The organism is Salinimicrobium marinum, from assembly GCF_014651535.1.
GTDB lineage: Bacteria > Bacteroidota > Bacteroidia > Flavobacteriales > Flavobacteriaceae > Salinimicrobium > Salinimicrobium marinum.
This window is the reverse complement of sequence record NZ_BMXB01000002.1, coordinates 516,857-531,985: the sequence shown is the minus strand read 5'-3', so window position 1 is coordinate 531,985 and position 15,129 is coordinate 516,857. Positions and strand designations below refer to the sequence as shown.

Here is a 15,129-nt window from a genome sequence, read left to right as displayed (position 1 = left end):
ATGGCTGAAGGAGAAAAGTTAATTCCTATCAACATTGAAGATGAAATGAAATCGGCCTACATTGATTATTCAATGTCGGTCATTGTGTCACGTGCGCTGCCAGATGTACGTGATGGTTTAAAACCTGTACATCGAAGGGTTTTATATGGAATGTATGAACTTGGGGTTCTTTCAAATAGAGCTCATAAAAAATCTGCGAGGATTGTTGGGGAAGTATTAGGTAAATATCACCCGCATGGAGATTCTTCGGTTTACGATACGATGGTGAGGATGGCCCAGGAATGGAGCCTTCGTTATATGCTCGTGGACGGCCAGGGTAACTTTGGTTCTGTCGATGGCGATAGCCCTGCAGCAATGCGATACACTGAGGCGCGAATGCGTAAGATCAGTGAGGACATGTTGGCAGATATTGATAAGGAAACCGTAGATACACAGCTTAACTTTGATGATACCATTAAAGAACCTAAGGTGCTGCCAACCAGGATTCCAAACCTTTTGGTGAATGGTGCCAGTGGTATTGCTGTAGGTATGGCAACCAATATGCCGCCACACAATTTAGCTGAAGTTGTAGATGGTATTATTGCTTACATTGATAATCATGATATTGAGATCGATGAGCTGATACAGCATATCAAAGCACCCGATTTTCCAACCGGAGGAACCATTTATGGTTATGACGGGGTAAGGGAAGCTTTTAAAACCGGTCGTGGACGGATTGTTGTTCGTGCAAAAGCAACCGTCGAGGAAGTCAACGGAAAAGAGGCTTTGATCATTACCGAAATTCCGTACCAGGTGAACAAAGCGGAAATGATCAAGAAGACAGCCGAACTGGTTAATGACAGGAAAATAGAAGGAATCTCCCTAATAAGGGATGAGTCTGACCGGAATGGAATGAGAATAGTGTATATCCTCAAGAGGGATGCTATTCCTAATATCGTTCTTAACACCTTATATAAGCATACAGCGTTACAATCATCTTTTAGCGTAAACAACATCGCTCTTGTAAAAGGTCGCCCACAAATGCTGAATCTGAAGGATATGATCTTTCATTTTGTAGAGCACAGGCATGATGTGGTGGTACGTCGTACAGAGTATGAACTTCGTAAAGCTGAAGAAAGAGCTCATATCCTTGAAGGACTCATCATTGCTTCAGATAATATTGATGAAGTAATTGCACTTATAAGATCTTCCAGTAATGCCGATGAAGCAAGAACGAAGTTGATAGAGCGTTTCGAATTATCTGAAATTCAGGCAAAAGCCATCGTTGAAATGCGATTGAGACAACTTACCGGCCTGGAACAGGATAAGTTGCGTACAGAATATGATGAATTGATGTTGACCATTGAAGACCTTAAAGATATTCTTGCGAGAAAAGAACGCAGAATGGAGGTCATCAAAGAGGAGATGATTGAGGTAAAAGAAAAGTATGGAGATGAAAGAAGGTCTACCATAGAATATGCCGGTGGAGATCTTAGCATGGAGGATATGATTCCCGATGAGCAGGTGGTAATCACCATTTCTCACGCAGGATACATCAAAAGAACATCTCTTACCGAATATAAAACTCAGAATAGGGGAGGAGTAGGACAGAAAGGATCTACGACAAGGAATGAAGATTTCCTTGAAAATCTTTTCGTCGGAACAAATCACCAGTACATGTTATTTTTTACCGAAAAAGGTAAATGTTTCTGGATGAGGGTTTATGAAATTCCTGAAGGAAGTAAAACTTCTAAAGGAAGAGCGATACAGAACCTTATTAATCTGGAGCCGGATGATAAACTGAAAGCTTTTATATGTACCAAAGATCTCAAGGACGAAGAGTACATTAACAGTCACTATGTGATCATGGCAACTAAGAAAGGACAGGTTAAAAAGACCTCTCTTGAGCAGTATTCCAGACCGAGAACTAATGGTATCAATGCCATTACTATTAGAGAAGGAGATGAGCTACTTGAAGCAAGGCTTACCAATGGTAACAGCCAGGTAATGTTAGCTTTAAAAAGTGGTAAAGCCATTAGGTTTGAAGAAAGCAAAACCCGCCCAATGGGAAGGAATGCTTCCGGAGTAAGAGGTATCACCCTGGCAGATGACAAAGATGAAGTGGTTGGAATGATCGCTGTTCAGAATCCGCAGGAAGAGACCGTGCTTGTAGTATCAGAAAACGGATATGGAAAACGTACTTATATAGATGATCCTGAGGATGGTGAGCCAATATACAGAATCACCAACCGTGGAGGAAAAGGGGTGAAAACCATTTCAATCACTCCAAAGACAGGTAGTCTTGTTGCAATTAAAAACGTTTCAGATCTGGATGACCTTATGATCATTAACAAATCTGGAATTGCAATTCGTACCTCTGTAGATAGTTTACGCGTTATGGGACGAGCTACCCAGGGTGTTAGACTAATCAATCTTAAAGGAAATGATTCTATTGCAGCTGTTGCAAAAGTGATGAATGAAGAAGAAAATGTAGAAGAGGTTTCAGATCAGGAAGAGCTTGATATGACTGGCGAAAACGAGGGTGGCACAACAATTGCAGATGATAGCGAAGAATAAGTTAAACACAAAACCAAAAAGAATGAGAACAAGAATTTTAACGGCAGTGTTAGCTATGGTAACTGTCGTGGCGTTTGCCCAAAAACGAGAAATACGTAGAGCTGGTAAGGCCGTTGAGAAAGGTGATTATCAGGAAGCTAAAAATCATTTAGCTGAAGCTGAACCACAACTTTCAGGAGCAAATCAGAGTCAGCAGGCAGATTACTACCTGTACAAAGGATATGCTTTAGTAGGTTCTGGTGAAAATGTACCAGCAAGTGACCTTATGGCAGCGACTGAAGCATTTAAAAAAGCGGAAGAGCTAGGTCATGAGGAAGCACCACAGGGAATTACTGCTGCGAGTAACGCTTTGGTAAATGCAGCGATTGCAGACCAGAACGAACAGAATTTTGAATCTGCAGCCGAAAAGCTTTATGCCAGCTATGACCTGAACAAACAGGATACTCTGTATCTTTATTATGCTGCAGCAAATGCTATAAATGCAGGTAACTATGACAATGCTTTGGAATATTATGAAGAGTTGAGAGATCTTGGATTTTCCGGAGAATCTGTACAGTATACTGCTGTAAATACAGAAACAGGAGAAAGAGAGGTTATGGGATCTAAAGAACAACGTGACCTTTTTGTTAAGAGTGGTGATTATACCGATCCCCAGGATGAAAAAGCTGAATCTAAAAGAGGTGAAATAGCTAAGAATATTGCCCTAATTTATATGGAAAAGGGTGAATCTGAAAAAGCTATTGAAGCCATGGATGCTGCTAAAAGAGAGAATCCGGATGATCTATCCCTGTTACAATCTGAAGCAGATTTGTATTATTCAATGGGAGATATGCAAAAGTACCGTGAGATAATGGAAGAGGTTGTTGCGCAAGATCCTGAAAACCCAGTATTACTTTATAACTTAGGTGTAAGTAGTGCGCAGTTAGGTGAACGTGACAGAGCTATAGAGTATTATGAGAAAGCTCTTGAGCTTGATCCAGATATGACCAATGCAAGAATCAATATTGCACAGGTTATCCTTTCAAGAGAGCAGCCGATTGTAGAAGAAATGAACACTCTTGGTACAAGTAAAGAAGATAATCAACGTTATGATGAACTGGCTGAAGAGCGTCGCGAAGTGTACCGTGGTGCAATTCCACATCTTGAAGGCGTTCTTGAAAGAGATGCTACCAATGTAGATGCAGCAAGAACAATGATGAATATTTACTATCAATTGAATGAAACTGAAAAGGCTGAAGAGATGAAGCAAAAGGTTTCAGAGCTTGAAGCAAATCAGTAAATAAGCTTAGACTTACAGTTATAGCAAAACCCGCAGAAATGCGGGTTTTTTTGTTATTAGCTTAACCTTTATTCGGCCAGTAATCATTAATCGAAAAGATACAGTGTTATATATTCTAGGAGAAGAATCTTCCTTAAAAGTAAAAACCATTATTTCTCTGGAGAGGTTAAATGATCTTTTTAATGACTCTTAATTTATGGGTATGTCGTCGTAAATCTGCATTATAAATGCCAGAATGGTCGATCCTGTCAATTCTTACTTTCCCGTATGCATGAATGATATAATTATCATTCATCATTACTCCTACGTGATTGATCACCCCTTCTTTATCATCAAAAAATGCAAGATCTCCGGGCTCACTTTCTTCAATAAAACTTAATGACTCTCCCTGGCGAGCCTGGTCGGCTGCATTCCGGGGAATTTTGTAGCCGTTTAGTTTATATACCATTTGTGTAAATCCGCTGGCATCAATGCCGAAGGGAGTTTTTCCTCCCCAAAGGTGTGGTGCATTAAGATAGAGAAAAGCCGTATTCAGAATATTTTCTTTGTTAACCTCTCCGCTTATTTTTTTTCCGTCGTGAGCGTGTTGGAGAAAAGAAACAAAATTTAATACCGATCCCAGGGGAACAGGTATTAAATTCTGATTTCTATCTGTTATTAGTTCCACGACATCTGCTGAAAAAACAGGTTTTTCTGATTCAAATGCGCTATAATCATTTTCAGAAATTATGAGAAATTGATTATTGTCAATCCAACCTTCGCAGGTATCGTATGCAATTCGAATACGCGACCACGTAGCCCTTTGTTCAAGAACTTTGAAATGTTCTCCGTACAAAAGCTGACTTACCATTTCGCAGCTGTCTGAAGGCTCTGACCTGAGTGGGACACTACTCAGGTTGCAAATTCCATATTGCATTAAATAGTACTTATGAAATTAACTGCGTTCAATTACAATTGCCGAAGCACCACCACCACCGTTACATATCGCAGCAGCTCCTGTTTTGGCATTATTCTGTTCCAGTACACTAAGCAGGGTTATTATTATCCTTACTCCGGAGCAGCCCAAAGGGTGACCAAGAGAAACAGCTCCTCCGTTAAAATTGGTATTCTTATCTGTAAGACCTAATATTTTCATATTAGCTAATCCCACAACAGAAAAAGCTTCATTAAATTCGAAGAAGTCTACTTCCTCTTTGGATATTCCTGCTTTTTTCAGGGCTTTAGGTAAAGCAATGGCGGGTGCAGTAGTGAATTTATTTGGGTCTTGCGCTGCATCTGCATATCCTTTAATAGTACCGAGAACTTTTAAACCCATTCCTTCGGCTTTTTCCCGACTCATAAGTACAACTGCACCTGCGCCATCATTGATGGTTGAAGCATTTGCGGCAGTTACTGTTCCTTCCTTTGAGAAGGCTGGTCGCAAAGCACCAATTTTTTCAATATTTACATTCTTGTATTCTTCATCTACCTTAACTATAACAGGATCTCCTTTTCGTTGGGGTACTTCAACAGGAACTACTTCATTATCAAATTTACCTTCTTCCCAGGCTTTAGCCGATCTTTGGTAGGACTGGATTGCGAATTTATCCTGGTCTTCCCGTGTAAACTCATGTTCTACGGCACATTCATCTGCACAAACTCCCATTGCCATCTGGCCATACACATCGGTTAAACCATCCTTTTGGAGTCCGTCAATCATTGTAGCAGGACCAAACTTTTGTCCGTTTCTTAAATGAAGGTAATGAGGGATCATGCTCATATTTTCCATTCCCCCGGCAACAATAATGTCGGCATCACCAAGCATTATGGCTTGTGCGCCCTGCATTACAGCTTTCATCCCACTTGCACAAACTTTATTTACTGTGGAACAAGGTACGTTATAGGGGATGCCGGCTCCAACTGCAGCCTGTCTCGCCGGCGCCTGTCCGGTACCGGCCTGTACAACATTTCCCATTATTACTTCCTCCACCAATTCCGGCTTCAGGTTAATTTTTTCAAGGGCACCTTTAATGGCTATAGATCCTAGTTTGGTGGCTGGGACAGTGGATAAGCTGCCTAAAAAACTTCCTATAGGAGTTCTTGCTGCGCTTACTATTACTACTTCTTTGCTCATTATTTCTGTTTTAGTTTAGTATTGCGAATTTAATGATTTTATAAGGAACAAACCAATGTACACCGTTTCAGCAGTGATTTTTTAGTACATTTGACTACAGTTTATTATATATGGAAAGATTCGTAAATTTTCTTTATAAAAATCAAGCCTTATTTTATAAAGTCTTTTTATTTCTGCTAACAACATTCCTGATCGTCTATTTATATCCCAAGGGAGGAAAATTTAAATATGAGATCCCGAAAGGAAAGCCGTGGCAGTATGACAATTTATATGCGCCCTTTGATTTTGCTATTCTTAAAACTCCGGAAGAAATTGCGGCAGAAAAAGAACGGATCAATGAAGGGCATATTCCATATTATGAATACCAAGAAGATGTTGTAGATAGTGTTGAGAAAGCTCTGGAAGTGGAATTCCTGGAAATTTTTCCGGATACTCTTCACAGGGTACAAAGAAACCGGCTTCAGGATTTTGTAGAAGATACCCGCGAAGATATTTATGATTATGGATTGATTCAGGAAATAATTCCTATAGAATCGGGGGAACTGGTGTATTTACGGAAGGGAAATGAAGCCAACGAAATCACCTATCAAAACATTCTTAAACAGAATGATCTTCGTCCCTTTCTAAACCGAAGAATAGATGAAAATCAATTGCAGTTGTTTCGGGATGAGCTGCTGGAATTGTTCTTTAATTCGGTAAGACCTAATGTCACTTATGACGAGGAGTTAACGCTGCGAGAGCTAGAAAGCAAGTATAACCAGATTTCCTATACCCGTGGAAGTGTTGAGCGGGGAACGATCATTGTTTCTAAAGGGGAAATTGTTGAAGGGGACAAACTAAAGATCTTAAATTCCTTAAAATCCGAATATGAGTCCCAGGTTTGGAGTCAGGCTAATTATAACTGGGTGGTATTTGGGTACAGCTTGTTGGTTTTTCTGGCTTTATTGATGCTGTTGTTGTTTATTAGAAAATATCGACCCGATATTTTTCAGAATAACATTAAAGTAACCTTTATATTTTTCAATTTGCTTCTCATGGTGATGCTTACTATCGGTGTCATTAACTTTAATGTGAATTACGTATATGTAGTACCGCTATGTATCCTGCCTTTAACTTTAAAAGGTTTTTTTGACTCTCGTTTGGGGCTGTTTACCCATGTAATAACGGTGGTGCTGTTAGGGTTTGTGGTGCCGGACAGTTATGAATATATGTTCCTACAGATCATTGCCGGAATCGTTACTATTCTTACCGTTTCTGAACTGTATAAGAGGGCAAACCTTTTCATTTCAGTAGGGCAGATCACCCTGATTTACATTATTTCTTATTTTGCTTTTACCATCATCCAGGAAGGTGCAATTTCAGAAATTAATCCTGAAGTATTCTTGATGTTCCTGCTCAATGGACTGGCAACATTGTTTGTACAGCCATTGATCTACGCTTATGAAAAGATCTTTGGGTTGGTGTCTGATATGTCACTTCTGGAGTTATCAGATACAAATACAAAGCTTCTTAAAGAACTTTCAGATAAGGCTCCGGGAACCTTCCATCATTCCCTGAATGTAGCCAATTTAGCTGAAGCCGCTGCAAACGAAATTGGTGCAAATGCAATGCTGGTAAGGGTAGGGGCATTGTATCACGACATTGGAAAAATGCAGAATGCTACCTATTTTACCGAGAATCAGACCACTTCGGTAAATTCTCATGACGAGCTTTCACCAAAAGAAAGTGCCCAAATCATTATTGAGCACGTGATCAACGGAATTGAGATTGCTAAAAAGCGTAACCTGCCCGACAGGGTAATCGACTTTATCCGAACCCATCACGGTACTACTACGGTGTATTATTTCTATAAAAAGGAACAGGAGTCTAATGAGAATGTGAATCCAGAGGATTTTCGATATCCCGGGCCTATTCCTTTTAGTAAGGAAACAGCTATTCTCATGATGTGTGATAGTGTGGAGGCCGCCAGCAGGAGCTTAAAAGAGCCTACCGCCAAACTTATTGATAATTTTGTGGAGAAGATTATCAATAAGCAAATGGAAGAGGAGCAATTTCATAATTCCAATATTACATTTATGGAAATTCAGCAGATCAAAAAGGTACTGAAAAGAAAACTAAAGAACATCTTCCATTTACGAATTGAATATCCTGAATAAATTTTCTAATACACTTTTACAATCTCTACTTCTTCATCATTAAAAGTGAAATTATCTCCTGCTTTTTTACCTTCAAGGTGTTTATAGATAGGAGCATCTGTAGATATGGCGTATACGCTCGTGCCGCTATCAAGATCTATTTGGCCTAAAGGCACGGAAATGTAGTAGAAGCTGTTTTTCGTTTCTACCAGGCTTCCCGGTCTTACTATCTCGCTTAAATGATTTCTGTCCAGGTTAGCCAGGGTTTCCTTCATTTCCTGTGCATTGTCCAGGTAACCTGTTTGCTTTTCATATTCTGTAAGGAGTTCTCCCTTATTACCGTATTCATCGAAATCGGGGTGCATGTTGTTTTCTGCATTCTGCCCGCTTATTTCGTCCATTTTACCACGGTACTTTTCGATTTGCTTGTTTACCGTATCTAAACATTTATTGAATAACTCTTCTTTATTTACGCTCATGTTATCGTTTTTTATAAATTTATTGAACGCTCTTCGGATAAAAGAATAATTAGGAAAAATTTAATATCCCTTGCCCAGGTATAATATAAGGACATAGACTTATATTCGTTATTTATAAGCCTACAAACTTATTTTTTTAAATTATAAGGTTATAGACTTATTATAATGTGTATATTTGAATATGGTAGCTATAATTACAGCCGATTTAGTGGATTCTTCTCTGTATGAAGATGACCTACTGGAGACGGTTCTCAATGAACTGAAAAAAGAATTTAATGAAATTCAGCACCTTTACGAGGCGCAGGATATTCGATTTAATATTTTTCGGGGGGACAGTTTTCAGGGGATTATTAAGGAACCGCAAAATGCGTTGCGTATTGCCCTGCAAATCAAAGCGGCTGTTAATCAATTACAATCAGGGGAGAACAAAAAGAACAATAGAGCTTCCTCAAAAGTAGCAGATTTCAGAATGGCTTTGGGGATAGGTACGATTGATTTTGAAAGAGATTCCATTTCAGAATCAAACGGGCAGGCTTTTCAATTTTCAGGAAGAACGCTGGATGAAATGAAAAATGAAAGTCAGCGAACCAAAATTAAAACTCCGGTTGAGGAGATCAATGAAGAGTTCAATACGAGTTTTTTCTTACTGGATATGCTAATAGAAAAATGGAGTACAGCTTCTGCCGAAGTTGTATATTACTCTTTAAAAGGATTAAAAGAACGGGAAATTGCCGAAAAATTAAATATAAGTCAGTCTGCAGTGAATCAGCGAAAAAAAGCCTCGGGGTGGGAAGCAATCTCAAGGCTGGTGGATAGGTATGAACAAGTAATGGAGAAGAACTTTGGCCATGGATAATTCCGAATTAATTTTAATACAGCTGTTACTCGCACATATTCTAACAGATTTTGTATTTCAGCCATCTTCCTGGATAAAACATAAACAGAAACAAAAAGCAGCTTCCGGATATTTGTACCTGCATTCTGTTATCGCAGGCCTGCTCACTTATTTGATTCTCCAGGATTGGGATTTATGGCTTGTTCCGGTAATAATTACTGTATCCCATTTTTTCATAGACCTGTGGAAGCTTCGGCAGGGAGAAGATAATCTGAAAATATTTCTTTTGGATCAGCTGTTTCACCTGATCATGATCTTCGGAATATGGATTTTTTTAACGGGAAATTCAGGAGAAATAATTCCATATTTAAAAATGGTATTTAACTCACCAAAAACCCTTGCAATCATTTCGGCTTATATAATCGTAATTTTTCCCGTAGGCTTCATCATAGGAAAAGCTACTAAACGCTGGCAAAGTGAAATTCAGGATATTAATGAAAAAACAGGATTACAGGACGCGGGGCTTTATATCGGGATTTTTGAACGTATCCTTGTATTGACGTTTATCATCACCGGAAATTTCTCTGCCATAGGATTTTTGATCGCTGCTAAATCCATTCTAAGGTTTAATGATAAGATTGAAATAGGTGCCAGGAAGCAAACGGAATACGTATTAATTGGTACTCTAATGAGCTTTGCAATCACAATAACACTAGGCCTCTTCATAAATTACGTCACCTTCCAGTAATTGAATATTATTCTGCAGGCAATCCCGTACAAGGTTCATCATTCTTTTATTGAGGGCCGAGGAGTTTTCGGTATAAAGCACATATTCCTCCACAGTGAATTGCCCAATGATCATTCCTTTTAGACTATTCCGGAATTTTATATCTCGTTGTACTGCATTTTCAATGTAAAGCAGCCTCTTTTCTATGCTTAACTTCAGAAATGCATTTTTATGCTTGCGAACATAATTTTTAAAAACTTCTATTAAAAGCTCCTTCTGAAATTTGATGACAGGCCGCAGCGTTTTATTTTGAAATTTCTCTTCAGATCTCATGTTATCTGAAACTACTGCAGAAGTGATTTCAGGACGAATTTTCAGTAACTGTTGCTTTCGATGTTCCATAACAGCGGTTTTTCTAAAGATAAAAAGATCATTTAGCCCATTAGTAAAGAATCCTGTTTCTTATTAAGTAGTTATAAACAATAAACGGAGTTAAATAAAATTAAACTGTTTTTAAAGCTGTAAGCTTCTTTTTACCTTTAAAGAAAGTACTTATACTATGATGACTTCAAGAAATCCATATACAGGAAAAGAATTAAAGCAATTTGAAGAAATGACTTCCAAGGAAGTAGATCAAGCTTTAAAAACTGCTGAAATTACTTTCCAGGAATGGAGGAAAACGAGCTTTAGGGAACGGGCGGATCTAATGAGAAAGGCCGCCGCAGAACTCCGGAAGAATGAGACAGAATATGCGGAAACCATTACACAAGAAATGGGGAAACCAATCACCCAGTCCTACGCAGAGGTAGAGAAATGTGCATGGGTATGCGAATATTATGCAGAAAATGCCGAAGATCATCTTTCACAGGATACTATTGAAACCGATGCGGTAAAAAGTTATGTGAGCTATGAACCTTTGGGAATTGTCCTGGCAGTGATGCCCTGGAATTATCCTTTTTGGCAGGTTTTCAGGTTTGCGGCTCCAGCTTTAATGGCTGGAAATGTAGGGGTGCTAAAACACTCCAGCAATACAATGATGTGCGGAATTAACCTGCAAAAAATTTTTGAAAGAGCCGGTTTTCCAAAAGGATGTTTTCAAAACCTGGTCATTGGCAGTAAAAAAGTAGAAGAGGTGATTCGTGATAAAAGAGTAAAGGCGGTTACGCTAACCGGAAGTGTAGGTGCTGGAAAATCTGTTGCGGCTACTGCCGGGGATGAAATTAAGAAATCTGTACTGGAGCTTGGGGGCAGCAATGCCCTGGTAGTTTGTGAAGATGCAAATATAGAGGAAGCTGTAAAAATTTGCGTGCAGGCAAGATATCAGAATACGGGACAAAGTTGTATAGCAGGGAAGAGGCTCCTGCTGCAGGAGTCTATTGCAGATCAATTCCTGAAGAAATTCAGAAAAAAGGTGCAGGAACTTAAGAGTGGTGATCCTATGGACGAAGATACATTTATTGGTGTTCAGGCTACAGTAAAGCTTGCGGAAGATCTGGAAAAGCAGGTAAACCAATCGGTGGAAGCAGGTGCAAAAATTCTTTTGGGAGGCAAAAGGGAAGGAGCGTATTTTGAACCTACCATCCTTACGGAGGTTACTAAAGACATGCCTGTCTGGAAGGAAGAAACTTTTGGACCGGCCATTGCCGTTATGAACTTTCAAACAGATCAAGAGGCAGTAGCTCTGGTAAATGATTCGGAATACGGATTAGGAGTTTCTCTTTTTACCGAAGATTTTCAGAGGGCGAAAAAAATGATCCCTCAGTTCAACGAAGGTGCTGTATTCGTAAATGAACTTGTGAAAAGTGACCCAAGATTACCTTTTGGAGGAACTAAGAACTCAGGGTACGGCAGGGAACTTTCCTTTCATGGAATAAGAGAATTCGTCAATATCAAAACAGTTTACTTTAATAAATTTTAAAAGTATGTCAAGACAAAATATATCGCTAACAGCAGATAGTGTCATCTTCTGTACTTCAGGGGAATCCATAAAGATCCTTCTGGTGCAGCGAAAATATGATCCATATAAAGGTTTGTGGGCTTTACCCGGGGGATTTCTGGAGGATGAAGAACCGCTGGAAGATGGAGCAAAAAGAGAACTGGAAGAAGAAACTGGATTACAAGTAGATGACCTTAAACAACTTCGTGCCTACGGAACACCTGGCAGGGATCCCAGAGGGAGAACAGTTAGTGTGGGGTTCTGGACTGTGATCCTTTCAGAAGAAAAGGTAAAGGGAAGCGATGATGCAGCCCTTGCTGAATGGCACGATATAGAAAATCTTCCCGCTCTTGCTTTTGATCATGACCTCATTGTTAAGGAAGCCCTGCAAAGATTAAAATTTTAAAAAGGCTTATCTTTGCAATAAATTTAAAGGATAAACATATGAGGTTTCACACCAGAAAATGGATCAAACCGCAGGACCTGAATCCAAACGGTTCCTTGTTTGGAGGAAGGTTGCTGGAATGGATTGATGAGGAATGTGCATTGTACAGTATTATTCAGTTGGAAAATCCACGAACGGTAACGAAATACATTAGTGAAGTCAATTTTCAGAATTCTGCACGGCAGGGTGATATCATTGAAATAGGAATTGAGGTAGTGAAATTTGGTACTACTTCGCTCACTATGAAATGTGAAGTAAGGAATAAGATGACCAGGTTGTCCATTATTAGTATAGATAAGATCATAATGGTATCTCTTGATGAAGAAGGCCGTCCCAAACCACACGGGAAAACTAAGGTGGAGTACGTGAAAGACAGGTTAAAAGATTAATTTTTTCCCTCCTTTTTTAAAGGTTTGGAAAGTCGTACAGGGAAATCTTTCTCTGTTCCGTAGAGTTTGATTTCCTGAATATCGGCGGGTAGATAATAACCGTTTGCCTCGAGGGCTTCTTTAACTTCCCGTATCACTTTTCCCCTGGTGACCATTGCAAACCTTCTGAAGTCGGTGGTGTCAACCCAGAAAAAAACCTTAAGATTTACAGTGCTGGTGGCAAGTTCATCTTCAATCACAAAATTGATGTGCTCTTCATCTTCAATTACATTGGTATCGTTTTTTAAAACTTCCAGAATGATGTTCTTTGCGCCCTGAATGTCATTTTCATAAGCAATTCCCACCGAAAAATTCCATCTGAAAAAGCCGTCTTCTGTATAATTCGTAACGGGATCTGTAAGGACATCACTATTCGGAATATAGACGTCCTTGCCGTCAAAAGTTTTTAATTTGGTGTAGCGGAATTCCAATCCCTTTACTTTTCCGAAATTAGGGCCAATTTCCACGGTATCATTAACGTCAAAAGGCCGGTTAAAGGCGAGGATAATTCCTGCAATGAAATTCTCTCCAATATCTTTAAAAGCAAATCCAAGTACTAAAGCACTTGCACCTGCAGCAGTGAGGATCCCTGTAGCTATTCCGCCCAATCCTGCAGCACGTAGCCCCAGCATCACTGCAATTACAATAAAAATGAACCGGATAGTTTTTCCTAAAAAGCGGCTCATAAGAGGATCATCTGTTCTGGAGGAGATCCTTTTGGTAGCAAACCTTCCAATATATGTGCCTAATAGTACGCCGACTGTAATTAACAGAATACCCATTACGATGCCCGGAAGCTGTTCGATTAAACTATTGTAAAATCGTACGAATGATTCTGTAAGATTACGGGTATCAACCGGGTTGTCGTCCTGTAGCATTAAAGCAGTTTTGCTTAAAAATAAGGAATAAACCCGCTGCCTGATGCTAAGGTAATGTTAGAATATACCTTTAGAGGAAGATCATTTAATCCAGAGAGAAAATCGTAAATTTTAATCTTCTTCTTCTTCTTCTTCTTCTTCTTCTTCATTCTCTTTCTCTTCATTCTGAATTTGCTGCTCAGCAGTTTCCATTTCAGTTTGAGAAGGTTCTTCTGTTTTTTGAATTGCGGCACCTTGTGGTTCAAAACTCAGATTAATATACAGTGGATAATGATCTGAGCCTATATGATTGCCAATCTCCATAGCATGCAGCCGGAACTCTTCAGAAACAAATAAATGGTCCAGCGGCCATCTCATGATCCAGCTGTTGGCATTATAGGTATTGAAGAAGCCACGACCTTTTCGCGGATCCAGTAAGCCGCTTACTTCCTGAAAAAGCGTAGTAGTTTCAGACCAGGCTACATCATTGAAATCTCCGGTTACAATTACAGGAAGGGTAGCCTCATGGGCAAATTTTGCGACCTTCATCATTTCTGAATCCCTGTCGGCAGAAGAAGGATTATGTTGTGGAGTGGGAGGAGTGGGATGAATGGCGTGCAATTGAACTTTTTCTCCCGAAGGTAAAACCAGGATGGAATGTATAGAAGGAATACTGTCATCCACAAGATATTTTACTTCAGGATTTTCAAGTGGGTAATTGGAGTAAAGGAGCATTCCGTAAGTATTATCCAGCGGCACTTCTACTTTATAAGGATAAAGTTCTTTGATGCCACTATAGATGTCATTTCTCCAGCGTTCATTAGTTTCAGTTAAAACAATCAGGTTGGGCTGGTGGAGCAGGATCTCTTTGAGTAGCGCTTTATGATCTTTGTTTTTTTGAAGCACATTGGAGGCCAGGATCCTTATTGAATTATGAGGATCTGTCTGTTCATTAAGTTTTACTTCATATTCAGCAAAAGAAGTATAAGGATAAATTTTGCTTAGCTGAAAAATAAAACATCCCGCAAGGACCAGAGTAAATACATAATCCTGCCATGATTTTATATCAAACCTGAAGAAATACACCATAAAAGCTACAAAAGTAAAAATGGTAAGCTGGGTGTGTGGAAAATCAAAAATCCTTATCCACCAGAAGTCAACTGCAACAAATGGAAATAGTGTAAAAAGAACTGCAATTATTCCCAGCAGTTGTAGAATAAATTTAAAGTTCATGGGGTAACAGATATGATTTCGTGCTAAAATAGAACTTAGCTGAAGATGATCTGTAAATATTTAAATAACTTTAATTAAAAAGAAATTAAAAAGAGAGGAAATAGAA

At 39.2% G+C, this 15,129-nt stretch carries 14 protein-coding genes; 8 read left to right on the top strand and 6 right to left on the bottom strand.

Annotated features, from left to right (window positions below; genetic code table 11):
- Positions 1–2,556, top strand: coding sequence for a DNA gyrase subunit A (gyrA, locus tag IE056_RS06285; protein WP_189603828.1), 2,556 nt, complete (start codon positions 1–3; stop codon positions 2,554–2,556).
- A 22-nt stretch (positions 2,557–2,578) separates the two neighbouring features.
- Positions 2,579–3,835, top strand: a complete 1,257-nt coding sequence (locus tag IE056_RS06280; protein WP_189603827.1) for a tetratricopeptide repeat protein — start codon at positions 2,579–2,581, stop codon at positions 3,833–3,835.
- 166 nt (positions 3,836–4,001) lie between these two features.
- Here the strand turns inward: IE056_RS06280 and IE056_RS06275 are convergent, their stop codons facing one another.
- Positions 4,002–4,751, bottom strand: coding sequence for a C40 family peptidase (locus tag IE056_RS06275; protein ID WP_189603826.1), 750 nt, complete (start codon positions 4,749–4,751; stop codon positions 4,002–4,004).
- Positions 4,752–4,769: 18 nt separating this feature from the next.
- Positions 4,770–5,948, bottom strand: a complete 1,179-nt coding sequence (locus IE056_RS06270) for an acetyl-CoA C-acyltransferase (RefSeq protein WP_189603825.1) — start codon at positions 5,946–5,948, stop codon at positions 4,770–4,772.
- A 110-nt stretch (positions 5,949–6,058) separates the two neighbouring features.
- Here IE056_RS06270 and IE056_RS06265 point away from each other — a divergent pair, with 110 nt between their 5' ends.
- Positions 6,059–8,104 (top strand): HD family phosphohydrolase, encoded by a 2,046-nt coding sequence (locus tag IE056_RS06265; protein WP_189603824.1) that lies wholly within the window; start codon positions 6,059–6,061, stop codon positions 8,102–8,104.
- Positions 8,105–8,109: 5 nt separating this feature from the next.
- Here IE056_RS06265 and IE056_RS06260 read toward each other — a convergent pair whose 3' ends face one another.
- The gene (locus tag IE056_RS06260) at positions 8,110–8,562 is read right to left on the bottom strand and encodes a transcription elongation factor (RefSeq protein ID WP_189603823.1); all 453 of its coding nucleotides are present in this window, start codon (positions 8,560–8,562) and stop codon (positions 8,110–8,112) included.
- Between the two features lie 181 nt (positions 8,563–8,743).
- On the opposite strand from IE056_RS06260, the gene IE056_RS06255 reads away from it, so the two are divergent.
- Both IE056_RS06255 and IE056_RS06250 read left to right on the top strand, forming a co-directional pair.
- A complete protein-coding gene (locus IE056_RS06255) occupies positions 8,744–9,418 on the top strand; it encodes a hypothetical protein (RefSeq protein WP_189603822.1) in 675 nt (224 codons plus the stop codon).
- The gene (locus IE056_RS06250) at positions 9,411–10,145 is read left to right on the top strand and encodes a DUF3307 domain-containing protein (protein WP_189603821.1); all 735 of its coding nucleotides are present in this window, start codon (positions 9,411–9,413) and stop codon (positions 10,143–10,145) included. The genes IE056_RS06255 and IE056_RS06250 overlap by 8 nt, the downstream gene beginning before the upstream one ends.
- On the opposite strand, the gene IE056_RS06245 is transcribed toward IE056_RS06250, so the two are convergent.
- Positions 10,110–10,526 (bottom strand): glyoxalase, encoded by a 417-nt coding sequence (locus IE056_RS06245; RefSeq protein ID WP_189603820.1) that lies wholly within the window; start codon positions 10,524–10,526, stop codon positions 10,110–10,112. The two genes, IE056_RS06250 and IE056_RS06245, sit on opposite strands and share 36 nt — an antisense overlap.
- A 157-nt stretch (positions 10,527–10,683) precedes the next feature.
- On the opposite strand from IE056_RS06245, the gene IE056_RS06240 reads away from it, so the two are divergent.
- Genes IE056_RS06240 through IE056_RS06230 form a run of 3 tightly spaced genes read left to right on the top strand, consistent with a single transcriptional unit; the run spans position 10,684 to position 12,894 of the window.
- Positions 10,684–12,042, top strand: a complete 1,359-nt coding sequence (locus IE056_RS06240) for an NAD-dependent succinate-semialdehyde dehydrogenase (protein ID WP_189603819.1) — start codon at positions 10,684–10,686, stop codon at positions 12,040–12,042.
- 4 nt (positions 12,043–12,046) lie between these two features.
- Positions 12,047–12,466, top strand: a complete 420-nt coding sequence (locus IE056_RS06235) for an NUDIX domain-containing protein (protein ID WP_189603818.1) — start codon at positions 12,047–12,049, stop codon at positions 12,464–12,466.
- A gap of 38 nt (positions 12,467–12,504) precedes the next feature.
- Positions 12,505–12,894: an acyl-CoA thioesterase gene (locus IE056_RS06230; RefSeq protein WP_189603817.1), complete on the top strand. Its 390-nt coding sequence runs from the start codon at positions 12,505–12,507 to the stop codon at positions 12,892–12,894.
- Here IE056_RS06230 and IE056_RS06225 read toward each other — a convergent pair.
- Positions 12,891–13,811 carry a mechanosensitive ion channel family protein gene (locus IE056_RS06225; RefSeq protein ID WP_189603816.1) on the bottom strand — a complete coding sequence of 307 codons (921 nt, stop codon included), beginning with the start codon at positions 13,809–13,811 and terminating at the stop codon, positions 12,891–12,893. The genes IE056_RS06230 and IE056_RS06225 overlap by 4 nt on opposite strands.
- Before the next feature lie 111 nt (positions 13,812–13,922).
- On the bottom strand, positions 13,923–15,023 hold the full coding sequence (locus IE056_RS06220; RefSeq protein ID WP_189603815.1) for an endonuclease/exonuclease/phosphatase family protein: 1,101 nt from the start codon (positions 15,021–15,023) through the stop codon (positions 13,923–13,925).
- Positions 15,024–15,129: the final 106 nt, after the last annotated feature.

Coding starts and splice junctions, on each gene's coding strand:
- gyrA (WP_189603828.1), top strand. CDS start 1: ATGGCTGAAGGAGAAAAGTTAATTCCTATCAACATTGAAGATGAAATG.
- IE056_RS06280 (WP_189603827.1), top strand. CDS start 2,579: ATGAGAACAAGAATTTTAACGGCAGTGTTAGCTATGGTAACTGTCGTG.
- IE056_RS06275 (WP_189603826.1), bottom strand. CDS start 4,751: ATGCAATATGGAATTTGCAACCTGAGTAGTGTCCCACTCAGGTCAGAG.
- IE056_RS06270 (WP_189603825.1), bottom strand. CDS start 5,948: ATGAGCAAAGAAGTAGTAATAGTAAGCGCAGCAAGAACTCCTATAGGA.
- IE056_RS06265 (WP_189603824.1), top strand. CDS start 6,059: ATGGAAAGATTCGTAAATTTTCTTTATAAAAATCAAGCCTTATTTTAT.
- IE056_RS06260 (WP_189603823.1), bottom strand. CDS start 8,562: ATGAGCGTAAATAAAGAAGAGTTATTCAATAAATGTTTAGATACGGTA.
- IE056_RS06255 (WP_189603822.1), top strand. CDS start 8,744: ATGGTAGCTATAATTACAGCCGATTTAGTGGATTCTTCTCTGTATGAA.
- IE056_RS06250 (WP_189603821.1), top strand. CDS start 9,411: ATGGATAATTCCGAATTAATTTTAATACAGCTGTTACTCGCACATATT.
- IE056_RS06245 (WP_189603820.1), bottom strand. CDS start 10,526: ATGGAACATCGAAAGCAACAGTTACTGAAAATTCGTCCTGAAATCACT.
- IE056_RS06240 (WP_189603819.1), top strand. CDS start 10,684: ATGATGACTTCAAGAAATCCATATACAGGAAAAGAATTAAAGCAATTT.
- IE056_RS06235 (WP_189603818.1), top strand. CDS start 12,047: ATGTCAAGACAAAATATATCGCTAACAGCAGATAGTGTCATCTTCTGT.
- IE056_RS06230 (WP_189603817.1), top strand. CDS start 12,505: ATGAGGTTTCACACCAGAAAATGGATCAAACCGCAGGACCTGAATCCA.
- IE056_RS06225 (WP_189603816.1), bottom strand. CDS start 13,811: ATGCTACAGGACGACAACCCGGTTGATACCCGTAATCTTACAGAATCA.
- IE056_RS06220 (WP_189603815.1), bottom strand. CDS start 15,023: ATGAACTTTAAATTTATTCTACAACTGCTGGGAATAATTGCAGTTCTT.